Annotated in this window: 11 protein-coding genes; 2 read left to right on the forward strand and 9 right to left on the reverse strand. The window is 72.3% G+C overall.

All coding sequences use genetic code 11. The features are described 5' to 3' along the window. Positions 1-12 precede the first annotated feature (12 nt). Positions 13-534: a tripartite tricarboxylate transporter TctB family protein gene (locus ACTWNK_RS36640; RefSeq protein WP_474309496.1), complete on the forward strand. Its 522-nt coding sequence runs from the start codon at positions 13-15 to the stop codon at positions 532-534. A gap of 1 nt (position 535) precedes the next feature. Next, positions 536-2,059 carry a tripartite tricarboxylate transporter permease gene (locus ACTWNK_RS36645; protein WP_474309497.1) on the forward strand — a complete coding sequence of 508 codons (1,524 nt, stop codon included), beginning with the start codon at positions 536-538 and terminating at the stop codon, positions 2,057-2,059. An 81-nt stretch (positions 2,060-2,140) separates the two neighbouring features. Here the strand turns inward: ACTWNK_RS36645 and ACTWNK_RS36650 are convergent, their stop codons facing one another. From ACTWNK_RS36650 to ACTWNK_RS36690, 9 genes are all read right to left on the reverse strand, one after another. Continuing rightward, positions 2,141-3,199: an MFS transporter gene (locus tag ACTWNK_RS36650; RefSeq protein WP_474309498.1), complete on the reverse strand. Its 1,059-nt coding sequence runs from the start codon at positions 3,197-3,199 to the stop codon at positions 2,141-2,143. Between the two features lie 178 nt (positions 3,200-3,377). Then, entirely contained in the window at positions 3,378-4,865 is a 1,488-nt protein-coding gene (gene gatB / locus ACTWNK_RS36655; RefSeq protein WP_474311098.1) for an Asp-tRNA(Asn)/Glu-tRNA(Gln) amidotransferase subunit GatB, read from the reverse strand. 5 nt (positions 4,866-4,870) lie between these two features. Then, complete coding sequence (gene gatA / locus ACTWNK_RS36660; RefSeq protein ID WP_474309499.1) at positions 4,871-6,361, reverse strand: Asp-tRNA(Asn)/Glu-tRNA(Gln) amidotransferase subunit GatA; 1,491 nt, start codon at positions 6,359-6,361, stop codon at positions 4,871-4,873. After that, positions 6,358-6,657 carry an Asp-tRNA(Asn)/Glu-tRNA(Gln) amidotransferase subunit GatC gene (gatC, locus tag ACTWNK_RS36665; RefSeq protein ID WP_474309500.1) on the reverse strand — a complete coding sequence of 100 codons (300 nt, stop codon included), beginning with the start codon at positions 6,655-6,657 and terminating at the stop codon, positions 6,358-6,360. Before gatC ends, gatA begins: the two co-directional genes overlap by 4 nt. Positions 6,658-6,814: 157 nt before the next feature. Then, positions 6,815-8,905 carry a putative bifunctional diguanylate cyclase/phosphodiesterase gene (locus ACTWNK_RS36670; RefSeq protein WP_474309501.1) on the reverse strand — a complete coding sequence of 697 codons (2,091 nt, stop codon included), beginning with the start codon at positions 8,903-8,905 and terminating at the stop codon, positions 6,815-6,817. A 209-nt stretch (positions 8,906-9,114) separates the two neighbouring features. After that, positions 9,115-9,330, reverse strand: coding sequence for an EF-hand domain-containing protein (locus ACTWNK_RS36675; protein WP_474309502.1), 216 nt, complete (start codon positions 9,328-9,330; stop codon positions 9,115-9,117). 41 nt (positions 9,331-9,371) lie between these two features. After that, positions 9,372-11,552, reverse strand: a complete 2,181-nt coding sequence (gene ligA / locus ACTWNK_RS36680; protein WP_474309503.1) for an NAD-dependent DNA ligase LigA — start codon at positions 11,550-11,552, stop codon at positions 9,372-9,374. A 95-nt stretch (positions 11,553-11,647) separates the two neighbouring features. Further along, entirely contained in the window at positions 11,648-12,016 is a 369-nt protein-coding gene (locus ACTWNK_RS36685) for a hypothetical protein (protein ID WP_474309504.1), read from the reverse strand. Between the two features lie 33 nt (positions 12,017-12,049). Next, entirely contained in the window at positions 12,050-16,135 is a 4,086-nt protein-coding gene (locus tag ACTWNK_RS36690; protein WP_474311100.1) for a caspase, EACC1-associated type, read from the reverse strand. Positions 16,136-16,165: the final 30 nt, after the last annotated feature.

Genomic DNA, 16,165 nt, shown 5'->3' on the forward strand with positions numbered 1-16,165 from the left:
GCTCTTTCCCTGATGTCCGTTCCTGATGCGACGGGCCCGGCGAGGGACGCGCGCCGCCGGTGGCGTCCCGAGCTGGGCCTGGCCCTTGTCGTGCTGGCGCTGGGCGTGTTCGTCGTCGTCGGCACGCTCGACGTCACCACCGCCGCCTCCACCCTGGGCCTCGGTCCCCGTTTCTTCCCCGTGCTGGTCGGCGGCTCGCTGATCGTCATCGGCCTGCTCTACGTCGTGGACGTGCTGCGCGGCGGCCACGGCGACCCCGAGGAGAGCGAGGACGTCGACCCCGACGCCCCCGCGGACTGGCGCAGCGTCGGCCTGGTCAGCGCCGTCTTCCTCGCCTTCACCGCCCTGCTCGGCACACTCGGCTGGATCATCGCCTCCGCGCTGCTGTTCTTCGGCCTGTCGGTGGCACTCGGCGCCGAACGCAAGGGCAGGGCCGCGCTGCTGGCCGTCGTGCTCGGCGTCGGCACCCATCTGGCCTTCGTCAAGGGGCTGGGCGTCACCCTGCCCGCCGGGCTGCTCGAAGGGGTGATCTGAGATGGAGTCGCTGAGCCTGCTCATGGACGGCTTCGCCGCCGCGCTCACCCCGGTCAACCTGCTGTACGCGCTCGTCGGCGTCACGCTCGGCACGCTGGTCGGCGTGCTGCCCGGTATCGGGCCCGCGATGACGGTGGCGCTGCTGCTGCCCATCACCTTCACCGTGCCACCGGCCAGCGCCTTCATCATGTTCGCCGGGATCTACTACGGCGGCATGTACGGCGGCTCCACCACCTCCATCCTGCTCAACACGCCCGGCGAGTCGTCGTCGATGATCACGGCGCTCGAAGGCAACAAGATGGCCAGGCGGGGCCGGGCGGCGCAGGCGCTGGCCACGGCCGCGATCGGCTCGTTCGTCGCCGGGACCATCGCCACCGCGCTGCTGGTCGTGGCGGCGCCGCTGGTGGTGGAGTTCGCGATCGGCTTCGGTCCCGCCGACTATTTCGCGCTGGCCGTGCTGGCGTTCACGGCGGTGTCGGCCGTGCTGTCGCGTTCGGTCGTCAGGGGGCTGGCCTCGCTCGGGCTCGGCCTGGTCATCGGGCTGATCGGCATCGACCAGCAGACCGGGCAGGCCAGGCTCACCCTCGGCATACCGCAACTGCTCGACGGCATCGACGTGGTGATCGTCGCGGTGGGGCTGTTCGCACTCGGGGAGGCGCTCTACGTCGCCTCGCGGCTGCGGCACGCGGCGCCCGAGATCGTGCCCGTCGGGCGTGCCTTCCTCGGCCGGGCCGACTGGTCGCGCTCGTGGCGGCCGTGGCTGCGCGGCACCGCTCTCGGCTTCCCCTTCGGCGCGCTGCCGGGCGGAGGCGCGGAGATCCCCACCTTCCTGTCGTACGCGGCCGAGAAGCGCCTGGCCAAGGGCATCGCCGCACAGGAGTACGGCAAGGGCGCCATCGAGGGCGTGGCCGGGCCCGAGGCGGCCAACAACGCCTCCGCTGCGGGCACACTCGTCCCCCTGCTCACCCTCGGCCTGCCCACCTCGGCGACCGCCGCCATCATGCTGGCCGCCTTCCAGCAGTACGGCCTGCAGCCGGGGCCGCAGCTGTTCGACCACAACCCGGCGCTGGTGTGGGGCATGATCGCCTCACTGTTCATCGGCAACACGATGCTGCTGGTGCTGAACCTGCCGCTGGCCCCCCTGTGGGCCCGTGTGCTGCGGGTGCCGAGGCCGTACCTGTACGCGGGGATCGTGCTGTTCGCCGCACTCGGCGTCTACGCGTTGAACGGCTCGGCCGTCGATCTGGTCGTGCTGTACGTGCTCGGGCTGCTCGGCTATGCCATGCGCAGGTTCGGGCTGCCGATCGCGCCCGCGGTGATCGGCATGATCCTCGGGCCGATGGCCGAGATCCAGCTGCGCAGGGCGCTGGCCATCGGCGCGGGCGACCCCATGACCCTGCTGGGCAGTACGACGGCCGTGGTGCTGCTCGTGCTGGCCGTACTCGCGTTGCTGGTTCCGGCGGCCAGGCGGCTGTGGGCACGGCGAGGACGCGAAGTGGTGACGGGTGGGTCACAGCCCGAATAGACGGGACGGGAGAGGGGCATGACCTCTCCTGGTTCTTGGGGGGAAAGCCTCGTCGGCCTGTCCGAACCGGCGAGGTTTTCCTCACTTCCGCCGCCGCATGGCCACCGCCAGCCCCAGATACGGCGCCGCCACGACCGCGAACAGCACCCACGGCGCCAGCCACAGCGAGCCGAACCCGTATCCGGCGAAGACGACCAGCGCCATCACCTCGACGCCGAACCCGGCCATCGAGGTGACAGTGGCCCTCGACCGGTCCTCGAGCCGCTCCTGCAGCCGTGCGTCGGCCACCACGATGGCCCACCTGACGACGCCGAACGCCACCGCGACCAGGACGAGCCCGGCGGGGTGCCGGACGGCGGCCCCCACGGCCAGGCACACCGCGGCGACCACCAGCCAGGGCGCGGCGAACCTGGCGCCCCGTCCGGCGAACCAGCCGCCCGTCGTCATGCCGAGCGTCACCACGAACACCCACAGCGGCACCTGCGCGGGCCCGATGCCGATCGAGGCGACGAGCAGCGCGGTGTACTCCTCAAGGGCGTCGACGCCGCTGATCACCGCGACCAGGACGAGCAGCCTGCCGACACCCGGCGTGCTTCTGACCTCGCCGAAACCGGCCCGCAGCACGGTGAGGTAGCCCTCGCGTTCGTCGGAGGCGCCGCGCCCGCCCGGCAGGGTCAGCCCGACAGCGGCGGCCAGCAGCGGCGCGGCGACGCTCGCGAGACCGACGGCCTGGTAGCCGCCCCAGGCGAGCACGGGTGCGGCGAGCGCGGTCGCGACCAGCACGGCGGTGCCGCCGAGCGCCTCCGACCTGCCGATCAGCCGGGCGTAGGAGCCTTCGGCGCCGTGCCTGGCCAGCTCTTCGTACACCAGGGCCTGCAACGCGCCCGAACGCAGCGCGCCCCCCGCGCCCCACAGCACGAAACCGATCGCGAAGGCGGCGTAGGAAGGGTGCAGCGTCCACAGGGCGAACGCGGCCGACGTCAGCACCGGGGCCGCCACGACGAGCGCGCGACGCGAGAAGGCGTCGGCCAGCGCGCCGGAGGGCACCTCCAGCACGAACGAGGTCACCGACCAGATCGCGAACAGGGAGGAGATCTCCGCGCCCGAAAGACCGTGCCCGGCGAACAGCACCGCGTACACGGGATACAGCAGAACGAGGTCGTCGAGGAAGGAGTAGGCGTAAAGCCGTCTCGCCAGGCTCGACTCAGGGGAGGATCAATGTCGCCAGGTCATGGTTCGACTCTAACCGGCATGGCAACTCGTTTTCCGCCGCGGCCCCGCCCCGGTCGTCGTCCGGGGCGGGGTGCGGCGTCCTGACCTACTCGGAGACGCCGAGCTTGTCGAGGATGAGCTCGCGGGCGCGACCGGCGTCGGCCTTGCCCCTGCTCGCCTTCATCACACCGCCCACGAGTGCGCCCACCGCGGCGATCTTGCCGGAGCGGACCTTGTCGGCGGCGTCGGCATTGTCGGCGAGGACCTTGTCGATGATCGCCGAGAGCTCGCCCTCGTCGTTGACGATCTGCAGGCCGCGCGCGGCGACGACCTCGTCGGGCGAGCCCTCACCGGCGAGCACGCCTTCGAGCACCTGCCTGGCCAGCTTGTCGTTGAGCGAGCCCGATGCCACCAGCACGGTCACCCTGGCGATCTGGCCGGGGGTGATGGCCAGCGACGAGAGGGCGACGCCCGCCTCGTTGGCCCGGCGGGCCAGCTCGCCCATCCACCACTTGCGCGCGTCGGCCGCCGGGGCTCCGGCCGCCACCGTGGCCTCGACCAGCTCGATGGCGTCGGCGTTGTGCATCGACTCCATGTCGAGGTCGGACACACCCCACTCCTGCTGCAGCCGCTTGCGCCTGAGCCTGGGCAGCTCGGGCAGCGCGGCCTTCAGCTCGGCCACCCACGCCGGGTCGGGCGCGATCGGCACCAGGTCGGGCTCGGGGAAGTAGCGGTAGTCCTGGGCCTCCTCCTTGGACCTGCCGGACGTGGTGACGCCGGTGTCCTCGTGGAAGTGCCTGGTCTCCTGCATGATCCTGCCGCCGTCGGCCAGGATCGCCGCCTGCCGCTCGATCTCGCTGCGGACCGAACGCTCGACGCTGCGCAGCGAGTTGACGTTCTTGGTCTCGGTGCGGGTGCCCCACTCGGTGGCGCCGCGCGGCATGAGCGAGACGTTGACGTCGCAGCGCATCGAGCCCTCCTCCATGCGCACGTCCGAGACGCCGAGCGCGCGCATGACCTCGCGCAGCTCGGTGGCGTAGGCGCGGGCGACCTCGGGGGCCATCCTGTCGGTGCCGGGGATCGGCTTGGTGACGATCTCCACCAGCGGGATGCCGGCCCGGTTGTAGTCGACGATGGAGTAGTCGGCGCCCTGGATGCGGCCGGTGGCGCCGCCCACGTGCGTGGACTTGCCGGTGTCCTCCTCCAGGTGCACGCGCTCGATCTCGATCCGCACGGTCCTGCCGTCGACCTCGACGTCGAGGTAGCCGTCGAAGCACAGCGGCTCGTCGTACTGGGAGATCTGATAGTTCTTCGGCATGTCCGGATAGAAGTAGTTCTTCCGGGCGAAGCGGCACCACTCGGCGATCGAGCAGTTCAGCGCGAGGCCGATGCGGATCGTCGACTCGATCGCCTGGGCGTTGGCCGTCGGCAGCGAGCCGGGGAAGGCCAGGCAGACCGGGCAGACCTGGGTGTTGGGCGCGGCGCCGAACGCGGTGGCGCAGCCGCAGAACATCTTGGACGCGGTGCCGAGCTCGACGTGGGTCTCCAGGCCGAGCACGGGCTCGAAGCGCGTCAGCGCCTCGTCATAGGGCATCACAGTCACAGCTGCGGAGCCTCCTTCAGCAGCGGGCCGCCCCAGCGGCTCTCCAGGGCCTTCTCCACCGCGGCGCCGACCCGGTAGCAGCGGTCGTCGCCGAGCACCGGGGCCATGATCTGCAGGCCGACCGGCAGGCCGTCCTCGTCGGCCAGGCCGCACGGCACCGAGATGGCCGCGTTGCCCGCGAGGTTGGACGGGATCGTGCACAGGTCGGCGAGGTACATCGCCATCGGGTCGTCGGCGCGCTCGCCGATCGGGAAGGCCGTCGTCGGCGTGGTCGGCGAGACCAGCACGTCGACCTGGTGGAAGGCGGCCTCGAAGTCGCGTGCGATGAGCGTGCGGACCTTCTGCGCCTGGCCGTAGTAGGCGTCGTAGTAGCCGCTCGACAGCGCGTAGGTGCCGAGCATGATGCGCCGCTTGACCTCGGGGCCGAATCCGGCCGCCCTGGTCAGCGCCATGACCTCCTCGGCACTGCGGGTGCCGTCGTCGCCGACGCGCAGGCCGTAGCGCATGGCGTCGAAGCGGGCCAGGTTGGAGGAGCACTCCGACGGCGCGATCAGGTAGTACGCGGGCAGGGCCGTGGTGAAGGACGGGCAGGAGACCTCGACGACCTTGGCGCCGAGCGACTCCAGCAGCTCGACCGTCTCCTGGAAGCGGGCCAGCACGCCGGGCTGGTAGCCGTCGCCGCCGAACTCCTTGACCACGCCGATCCGCAGACCGGCCACATCGCCCTGGCGCGCGGCCTCGACCACGCTCGGGACGGGGGCGTCGATGGAGGTGGAGTCCATCGGGTCGTGCCCGGAGAAGGCCTCGTGCAGCAGCGCGGCGTCGAGCACGTTGCGGGCGAAGGGGCCGGGCGTGTCGAGCGAGGAGGCGAAGGCGACCAGGCCGTAGCGCGAGGAGCCGCCGTAGGTGGGCTTCATACCCACGATGCCGGTGACGGCGGCGGGCTGGCGGATCGAGCCGCCGGTGTCGGTGCCGGTCGACAGCGGCGCCTCGTAGGCGGCGACCGCGGCCGAGGAGCCGCCGGACGAACCGCCGGGGATCCTGGTCAGGTCCCACGGGTTGTGCGTGGTGCCGTAGGCGGAGTTCTCGGTCGAGGAGCCCATGGCGAACTCGTCGAGGTTGGTCTTGCCCAGGATGACCAGACCGGCCTGGCGCAGCCGCGCGGTGACGGTCGCGTCGTAGGGCGGGCGCCAGCCTTCGAGGATCTTGGACGCGGCCGTGGTCGGCATGTCCTTGGTGACGAAGATGTCCTTGTGCGCGATCGGCACTCCGGCCAGCGGGCCGAGCTCCTCGCCCGAGGCCCTGCGCGCGTCGACGGCGCGGGCCTGGCCGAGTGTGGTCTCGGCGTCGATGTGCAGGAAGGCGTTGACCTTCGGCTCGACGGCGGCGATGCGGTCGAGGTGGGCCTGGGCGACCTCGACGGCCGAGGTCTCGCCCGAGGCGATCAGCGCGCCGAGCTCGGCCGCGCTCTTGTGGATCAGGCTCATGCCTCCTCCCCCAGGATGCGCGGCACCCGGAAGCGGTCGTCCTCGACGGCGGGCGCGCCGGAGAGGGCCTGCTCGGGTGTCAGGGACTGTCGCACCTCGTCGGCACGGAAGACATTGGTCAGCGGGAGCGCGTGCGACGATGGCGGGACGTCCTCGGCGGCGACCTCCGCCACTCGCGCGACCGACTCGATGATGGCATCGAGCTGGGTGGCGTAGTGGTCGAGCTCGTCCTGGGAGAGCGCCAGCCTGGACAACCGGGCCAGGTGCGCGACCTCGTCGCGGGTTATGGCGGACATGAGTCGTTGAACCCGTTTCGTGGATTTCGTGGATGGAGTCTGACGCTCTCATCCTAGGGCTGCCGACGCGGCCAAGCCGACTCGTTAACATGCCCGCAACCGGGCAACGACCATGTCAGAGCGCCCCCGTCCCCCGGAGCGGCGCACGGCCGCACGGTCAGGGGGTCGCCGTGACCTCCTGCACGTGGCCGAAGCGGTAGGCGGCGCCCGTCTCCGGGTCGGTCTCGGGCGACCAGCGCTCGCGCAGCCAGGCGGTGGCCTCGGCGGCGGGCAGCGCGGCGCCGAAGTGCCAGCCCTGACCCATCTCGCACCCCATCTCGGCCAGCCGCCGCGCCACCGCCTCCGACTCCACGCCCTCGGCGACCGAGCGCAGCCCGAGCGAGCGCACCAGGTCGACGATCGAGCGCACGATGCGGTCGTCGTCCTCGGACTCGGCGATGCGCCGTACGAACGACTGGTCGATCTTCACCTCCGACACCGTGAGGCGCTGCAGGCGGATGAGCGAGGAGTACCCCGTGCCGAAGTCGTCGAGCGCCAGCGGCACGCCCAGCCTGTCCAGCGCCTTGATGGTCTCGGCCGTGTAGGCCTGGTCGCTCATCAGGATGCGCTCGGTGACCTCCAGCTGGATCGCCGAAGGCGGCAGCCGGAAACGCGAGAGCCCGGCCTCCAACTGGTCGGGAAGCGCCGAGTCGAGCAGGTCGCGCGCCGAGACGTTGACCGATATCTGTACGGCGAGCCCGGCGTGCCACCAGCGTGCCGCCTGCTCCAGCGCCGCCTCGATGACGTGCTGGGTGAGCTGACGCATGAGGTAGGACTGCTCGGCCAGCGGGATGAAGTCGGCGGGCGAGATCGGCCCGCGCTCGGGATGCGTCCAGCGCAGCAGCGCCTCCATCCCGTGCACGACGCCGCTGTCGAGGGCGACCTTGGGCTGGTAGTGCAGGCGGAGTTCGTCGTTGTCGACGGCCCTGCGCAGGTCGCCGAGCAGGTTGAGGCGCTCGGGCGAGTTGCGGTCCTTGTCCTGCTGGTAGATCTCGACGCCGGTGCGGCCCTCCTTGGCCAGGTACATGGCCACGTCGGCGCGCTGCAGCAACATCTCGAAGTCGGGCGCGTGGTCGGGGTAGATGGCGATCCCGACCGATGCGTCCATGTCGAACGTCATGCCCTCCAGCCGTACGGGCTCGGTGAGGGCGACGCGGAGCCTGGCGGCCACCTCGCGGGCGGCGTGCGCGTCCCTGATGGAGGGCAGCAGCACCGCGAACTCGTCGCCGCCGAGCCGCGCCACGACGTCGCCCGGCCGTACGGAGTGGGTCAGGCGGTGGGCGACCATCTGCAGCAGGCGGTCGCCGACCGGGTGGCCCATCGTGTCGTTGACCTCCTTGAAGCGGTCGAGGTCGAGCAGGAACAGGCCGACGCGTTCGTCCTGCCTGGCCTCGGCCAGCGCCTCCTCGGTGCTGACGATGAGCAGCTTGCGGTTGGGCAGGCCGGTCAGCTCGTCGTGCAGCGCCTGGTGGTCGCGTCGCATGGACAGGCTCGCGGTGAAGTACACGGCGGCGAGCGGGGCGACGAACAGCGGGACCAGGCCGGGCGACTCGTCCATGACGACGACCACGAGCGGGGCCAGGCCGATCAGACCGGTGTAGACGAGGCTCTGCGGTCCGAGCGTGGCCTTGAGCACGCGGCTGATCGAGCGGCGCTCGTGCAGGGCGACGGCGCCCGAGACGAAGACGGCACGCGAGACGAAGTACGCGACTCCGGCCAGTGTGATGGCCAGGACGTCGGTGCCGGCCGGCATCCACGGCGTCGAGGGCGTCGGCACGATGCCGAACAGCCCGAGCGTCACGGCCGCCGCGGTGAAGGCGAGCGTCGCCTGGGCGACGTTGAACGTCACACGGTGCCAGGCTCTTCGGATGACGAGCCCGTTGACCAGGATCGCCGCCGCCTGCAGCAGCACGGCGACCGAGAGGCCGAAATGCAGCAGCACGGCGAAGGAGAACATGGTGGAGGGATAGGTGCCGCCGACGGTCGTCGAGGACGAGACCATCACCGGCCGCAGCTCGCCGAGCACGACGAGAACGGCCAGCACCCACAGCAGCGGGGTACGGGCAAGCTGCACGAACTCGGCCGGGTCGAGCCTGAGCTGTGCCACGACGAGCGCGGTCAGGCCGACTGCCGAGACGCCCGCGAGAAAGGCCCACAACGGCGAGCCGACGCGCGGTCCGGTGTCACGTGTGTCATTCGGGTCAGTCATCGGTAACGGAACCCCCATGAGGTCACTATGGGAGGGTACGACCTTTAGTCCACTTCGCGAAACCGGCCGCGTACGTTCCGTCACGTCGCGTTTTCAGCAAAAGTCGCCCTTGCCGGAATCTACGGCCAACAATACCTGCCCAAGGGATCATGCGCGTGGTGTCCCCGATGCCGGAGAGGCACAGGGGACGGGCCACGGAAGGGCGCCGGTCAGGCGCCGAGCAGGCGGACGAACTCCTCGAAGGAGATGCGGCCGTCGCCGTCGGAATCGGCGTCACGGCCGAGCGAGCCGATCGCCTCGGCCGGAAGATCGGGGAAGTGCCTGCGGAACTCGGCCTCGGAGATGAAGCCGTCGCCGCTGGCGTCGATCGCGTCGAACGACGCCCTGAGCTCGGCCAGCCGCACGGGGGTGGGGTCTGCTGACATGCCTGCCTTTCCACTGCTGCTCGCGACCCGGCGGCCCTCGGTCACTCCTCGGGCTTGACCGCCGCCCCGGCCGCCGCCTCCGGGCCTTCGTCCAGCAGGATCCTGAACCCGGCCTCATCGAGGATCGGCACACCGAGGCTGACCGCCTTGTCGTACTTCGACCCGGCATTGTCCCCTACGACGACGAATGCCGTCTTCTTCGACACCGACGAGGCCACCTTGCCGCCCAGTCCCGCGATGGCCTCGGCCGCCGAGTCTCGGGTGAAGCCCTCCAGGGTGCCCGTGACGACGAAGGTCAGGCCCTCCAGCGTCTGCGGCCCCTTCTCGGGCGCGGGCTCGTCCTCCATGCGCACGCCCGCCTGACGCCAGCGCTCGACGATCTCGCGGTGCCAGTCGACGGCGAACCACTCGCGGATCGTGGTGGCCAGCTTCGGCCCGACGCCGTCGACCGCCGCGATCTCCTCCTCGGACGCGGCCGCGATGGCGTCCATCGAGCGGAAGGCCGAGGCGAGCTTCTTGGCCGTCGGCGGGCCGACATGGCGGATCGACAAGGCCACCAGCACCCGCCAGAGCTCCTTGTCCTTGGCCCGCGCGAGCTCGGCGACGAGCGTCCTGGCGCTCTCGCTCGGCTCTCCGTTGAGGTTGGAGAACAGCGAGACCTCCTTCGGCTCGCCGGTCTTCGGGTCGATCTTGGGCTGGCCGGTGTCCTGGTCGCGTACCAGGGACCTGATCGGCTGCAGCTGCTCGATCGTGAGGTCGAACAGCCCGGCCTCGGTGCGCAGCACCGGCTCCTGCGGGGCCAGCGGCTGCACCAGCGCGGTCGCGCCCACATAGCCGAGTCCCCTGATGTCGAAGGCGTTGCGCCCCGCGGCGAAGAACAGGCGCTCGCGCAGCTGCGCCGGGCAGCCGTAGGCGTTGGGGCAGCGCAGGTCGGCGTCGCCCTCCTGCTCGTAGGCGAGCTCGGTGCCGCAGGCCGGGCAGTGCGTCGGCATGACGAAGGCGTGCTCGGTGCCGTCGCGCAGCGCCATCACCGGGGCCATGATCTCGGGGATGACGTCACCGGCCTTGCGCAGCACGACCGTGTCGCCGATCAGCACGCCCTTGCTCACCACGACCGCCGCGTTGTGCAGCGTGGCGCGTTCGACCGTCGAGCCCGCCACTTGGACGGGTTCGAGCACGGCGAAGGGCGTCACCCTGCCGGTGCGGCCCACGCCGACGGTGATGTCGAGCAGCTTGGTGTTGACCTCCTGCGGCGGGTACTTGAAGGCGATCGCCCAGCGCGGCGCCCTGGCCGTCGAGCCGAGCTCGCGCTGCATCCTGATCCGGTCGACCTTGACCACGACGCCGTCGATCTCGTAGGCCGGGTCGTGCCTGTGCGTGGCGTAATGGGCGATGTAGTCGTTGATGCCCTGCAGATCGGGCACCACCCGGTACAGGTCGCTGACCGGCAGGCCCCACTCCTTGAGCCGGTCGTAGACCTCCGACTGGGTCAGCGGCTCCTGGCCGCCCTCCCACAGGCCGACGCCGTGCACGATCAGGCGCAGCGGCCTGCGTGCGGTCACCGACGGGTCCTTCTGGCGCAGCGAGCCCGAGGCCGAGTTGCGCGGGTTGGCGTAGACCTTCTCGCCCGCCGCCAGGAGCTCCTCGTTGAGCTGGTTGAAGCTCTCGATCGGGAAGTACACCTCGCCGCGTATCTCGACCCGGTCGGGCACGCCGTCGCCCCTCAGCCGGTGCGGCACGCCCTTGATCGTGCGGACGTTGGGCGTCACGTCGTCGCCGGTCGTGCCGTCGCCCCTGGTCGCGGCCCTGACCAGCTCGCCCTTCTCGTAGATCAGCGCGAGCGCGAGACCGTCGATCTTGAGCTCGCAGAGGTAGGGCCCCGCCTCGCCCTCGGCCAGCCGTTCGACCCGGGTCATCCACACGGTCATGCCCTCGTCGTCGAAGGCGTTGTCCAGGCTCTCCATCCGCCGCAGGTGCTCCACCTTGGCGAACTCGCCGCCGACGCTCGTGCCCACCTGCTGGGTCGGCGAGTCGGGCGTGCGCAGCGAGGGGTGCGCCTCCTCCAGCGCCTCCAGCTCGTGGAACCACGTGTCGAACTCGGCGTCGCTGACCTTCGGCTGGTCGCGCTCGTAATAGTCGACCCTGGCGACCCGCACGAGCTCGGCGAGCTCGGCGTGCCGTTCGAGCGCGGTCACGGGCACACCCTCGACCTCCGCAGCCATCGGGCATCTCCCCTCGTCACACCGGTGAACCGTAGGAGAACGCTACCGTTCGCCGCCGGGGCGCGACGCGGGCCTGAGACTGTCATTACCTTGGCTCACGGCCAGATGCGCTCGAACCCCGAACAGCGCACCACACGGGTGCTGCTCTGCCCTCGGCACACCTTCAGCGCGACCGACGTCGCCTGCTGGAAGGTGAAGGTGAACGTACGGCTGCCGCCGCCGCAGTAGCCGAACCACGGCTTGTCCGTCGCGAGCCTGGCGCCCTTGACCCTGAACCTGGCGTAGGTGCACACGTCGGGTGAGGACCGGTCGGTGAGCTTGACCTTGACGGTGACCGAGGTGGCGCGTGCCGACACCGTGCCTCTTCCGGTGCCGCGCCCGTCGACGCTGTCGACGAGGAAGGGGTCGGGAGGCGCTCCCACCTGGCCCGTGAGCAGGGCCGCCGCCAGAACGATGCCGATCATGCGTGTCTCCGATCATGAGGTGAGCATGGATGGTCAGGGCGAGCAGGGCCCGCCGTGCCGGGGGCCCAGGATCGTGCAGGCGGCCCCGACCGGGTCGGCGGCCAGGCCGTACTGCCTGCCGATGTCCCACACGGCCGCGCCGCCCTCCGCGTGGCCGGTCAGCACCGTGCGCCCGTCCGGCCCGAACACCCCCACGCCGCTGACCTGCCTGAGCACCGCCAGCGGGTACGGCAGGGCCGGGCGGGTCACCAGCCAGACCTTGGCGACGCCGTCGGCGCCCAGCGACAGCGCCATCCGGCCTTCCGGGCTGAAGGCGAACGACTGCACGGTGTCGGCGTGCGCGTCGAGCACGGCATGCGCGGTGAGCGTGGCGGCGTCGGACAGGACCACACGCCTGTCCTCGCCGCCGCTGGCCAGCAGCCGCCCGTCGGGCGAGAAGGCCAGGGCGCTCACGCCTTCGGTGTGGACCCGCCTGGCCGTCCGGTCATTCCCCTTCGGTGCGCGCAGGTCGTAGCGGGTGAGCGTGCCGGTGGCGTCGCCCACGGCCGCGACCGAGCCGTCCGGGCTGACGGCGAGCGCCAGCGCGTCCTTCGGCGCGACGCCGCGCCAGGTCACCGCCCTGGTGACCGGGTCCCACGCCTTGAGCTCGCCGTCGTCGTCCACGGTCAGCAGCACCCGCGCCTTCGCCGCCGAGGCCAGCAGGCGCACCGGGCCCGCCAGGACGACGGGCGGCCCGGCCCGGGGCCAGAGGGTCAGCGGCGCGTTCGTGACGGCGTCGGCACCGCTGTAGGCGACCTGATCGACCAGCCCTCGCGTGCCTGCGAGGGGGATCGCGGCCCGGCTCGGGGGGCGCCAGGTGAGGGCGCCGGTGTCGCGGGTGCCGAGGACTGCGGTGGCGCCGTCGGGGGCGTAGGCGGCCGAGCGCAGCGCGCCCGGGTCGCCGGGGAGGCGGGCGAGCAGGGGTGGGGCCGAGCGGTCGGCCAGGTCCCACAGGTGGACGGCGCCGGTGCCGTCGCCGCTGACGAGCAGGTCGTCCTGGGGGCGTGCGGCGAGGGTCGCCACCCAGGCCCGATGCCCGCCCACCACGCCGATCCGCCTGGGCACCAGCCGGTCGCCGAGGTCCCACAGCACGATGAGACGGTCGCGTCCCGCCGTGGCCAGGGTACGGCCGTCGCGGCCGAACGCCACCGCCCTGACCTCCTCCTCGTGGCCGCTCAGCGTGTAGAGGCGGCTGCGCGAGGCGACGTCCCACACGTCGACGCCCTCGCCCCTGCCCGAGACGATCGCGGTGCCGCCGTCGGGGCTCAGCGCCACACCGCGCGTCCTGCCGCCTCGCCCGTCACGGCTCGGCAGTGCGCCAAGGCGCCGGGGCGAGGCCGGGTCGCGCACACTCCACACGGCCGCCTCCCGGTCGCCGCCGCCGGTCAGCAGGACGCGGCCGTCGGCGCTCCAGGCGGCCGAGTACACGTCGGGCAGTTCGGCCAGGCGTCTCGGCTCGGCCGGGGCCGACAGGTCCCACAGCCTGGCCCTCCCGGCGTCGGCGACCAGGACGATCCGCCCGCCGGGCCTGAACACGAGCACGCCCGCGTCGGGCAGGGCGCCGATCGGCGTGGGCCTGCGCCTGTCCGCCAGGTCCCACACCGCGCTCGCCGTGCCCGAGGTGAGCATCAGCCGCCCGTCCGGGCTGAAGGCGACATGTCGTACCTCTCCCGGCAGGGTCGCCAGCCGTACCGGTGTCCGTGCGTCCTTCGCGTCGAACAGCGACACCGCGCCGGAGTCGGCGACGACCGCCACCGTGGCGTGCGTCCCGGTGCTCACGGCCACCTCGCGTACCGGCCCGCCGAATCCGCCTGAGCCCGGCCGCTCCTCCAGCCTGGTGAGGTAGTGGCCGGTCGCCAGCGTCGCCGTCAGGTGGGCCCGCGCCTCGACGGCCGCGCCGGGGTCGGCGCCCGCGGCCTCGGTCGCCGCGAGGCTGAGGGCGACGGCGGCGGGCGGATCGCTCTCGCGCAGGGTGTCGGCCTGGAACATCAGGCTGCGCGCGGTGACCAGACGTCCGCGTTCCTCGGCCAGGCCCCGCTGCCGTACGGCGATGACGGCGGCGGCCGACACGGCCACCAGCAGGACGGCGAGCAGCGCGGTCACGCCCGCCCGCAGCCTGGCCCGGCGTCGCGCGGAGGCGGCGGCCCGCCTCTCCTCGGCCTCGGAGGCGGCCACGAACTCCCTGGTCAGCTCGGAGGTGGCCCGATCGCGGGCGAGCTCGAGCCTGGCCCCGCGATACAGCACGGCGCTCTCCCGCCCTTCGGCACGCCAGATGCGGGCCGCGTCGGCCAGCCGCTGTTCGACCAGCAGGCCCGCCCGGTCGGCGTCGATCCAGGCGCGCAGCACCGGCCAGGCGTGCAGCAGGGCCTCGTGGGTGATGGCGACCGTGCCCGCGTCAAGGGTGACCAGCCTGGCCTCGTCCGCCGCGAACGCCTCCAGCACGGCGCACGCGCCCAGCGGATCGGGCATCTCGGCCAGCAGGGTGTCCAGCTCCACCCTTCGCCTGACGTCCTCCGTGCCCTCCCCCACGCGTACGAGCCCGCGCAGCAGGTCGCGAGCCGTGCGCCGGTCGGCCTCGGTGGGCAGGGCGGCGAGCACGGCGTCGGCGGTGGCGGCGAGCGCGCCCTGGATGCCGCCGGTGCGCAGGTAGGCGGCGACGGTCAGCCGGTCGCCCTCCGGCCCCTGCTCGCGGTCGCGCCAGGTCGCCAGCAGGGCGTGCGAGAGCAGCGGCAGCTTGCCCGCGCCGGTGCCCAGGTCGGCCAGCAGCAGTTCGACCAGTCCGGGCTCCAGCACCAGTCCGGCCGCCGCCGCCGGTCGCTCGATCGCCTGGCGGAGCTCGGCCCGCGTCATCGGACCGGCCAGCACCTGCCCGCGTTCCATCGCCGTGCGCAGGGCCGGATGCCCGGCCAGCCGCCCGAGGAAGTCGGCCCGCACGCAGAGCACGACCGGCCCGGGATGCTCACACACCCGCGTGACGTAGTCGCCTTCGGCGTCATGCCCGGCGAACACCTCCTCGAACTGGTCGACGACCAGGACCTGCGCCCCTTCGGGCAGCGGCTCCCCCGGTGTCGTCACCGCCACGCTCGCGGGCGCCCCGAGCCCGCCCCGCCGTACGGCGGGCACCAGCCCGGCCCGCACCAGCGACGACTTGCCCGCGCCCGAGGCCCCGGTGAGGATCAGCGGCGCCGGGTCGGCGGCACGGGCGGCCAGGCGCGTGAGCAGCGTGCGGACCAGGCGTTCACGTCCGAAGAACAGGGCGGCGTCGGCGTCGGAGAAGGCGGCGAGCCCGAGGTACGGGCAGCCTTCGACCGGCGCGGACGGCACCTGCCGTACCCCTTGGGCCGAGGCGGCGTGCGCCGGGTTGGCGGCCAGGACGAGTTCGCCCACCCGGCCGGTGGCGCGGGCACGCGGACGGGGGAAGCCGGAGGCGGGCAGGGTACGGCTGAGCGAGGTGTGCACGTCCCGCAGGCGCAGCAGCGGCGGCGCCTCGGGGTCGCCCTCGCGCAGCAGTGCGATGAGCGCCCCGCTGAACGCGGTGTGCCTGATGCCTTCGGGTGCGAACGACGGCTCCCCGCGTCCCGCCGAGGTGAGCACGTAGCCGCCGGTGATCTCGGCGAGCGCGGCGACGTCGTCGGCGGGACCGGCCATGCCGTCGATGGCCCTGCCGGAGAAGCAGCAGTCCAGGACGACGGCGACCGGGCCGTGGGTACGTTCGAGCAGGTATCTGCGGACGAGGTCGTAGGGCAGTGCGGTGTGTTCGAGGCTGAGCCTGCCCGTCCTGGTGCCCGACGTGGCCAGGTGCAGTGCCCCGTGCGCGCTGACCAGGCCGTGGCCCACGTAGCAGACGAGCAGCGGCCCCTTCGGCGCGTCAACGGCACGGGCGATCGCCGCTCCGAGCTCGCCGGGTGTGGTCAGGTCGAGTCCGACCTCGACCCGGCCGAACCCGCACACCTCCAGCAGCACCTCACGCAGGTCGGCGAGGGTCGGCGCGACCGAGGCGATGTCGCCGAGGTCGGAGCCCTGACCGTGCGTGCCGGTGCCGAGCAGCAGCGCGGTCGCCCCCGCGAAGTCACCGGCCATCACACATGGAGTTCACCACCGATGGAGCGA

This window comes from Nonomuraea sp. IBHARD001 (genome assembly GCF_056106265.1).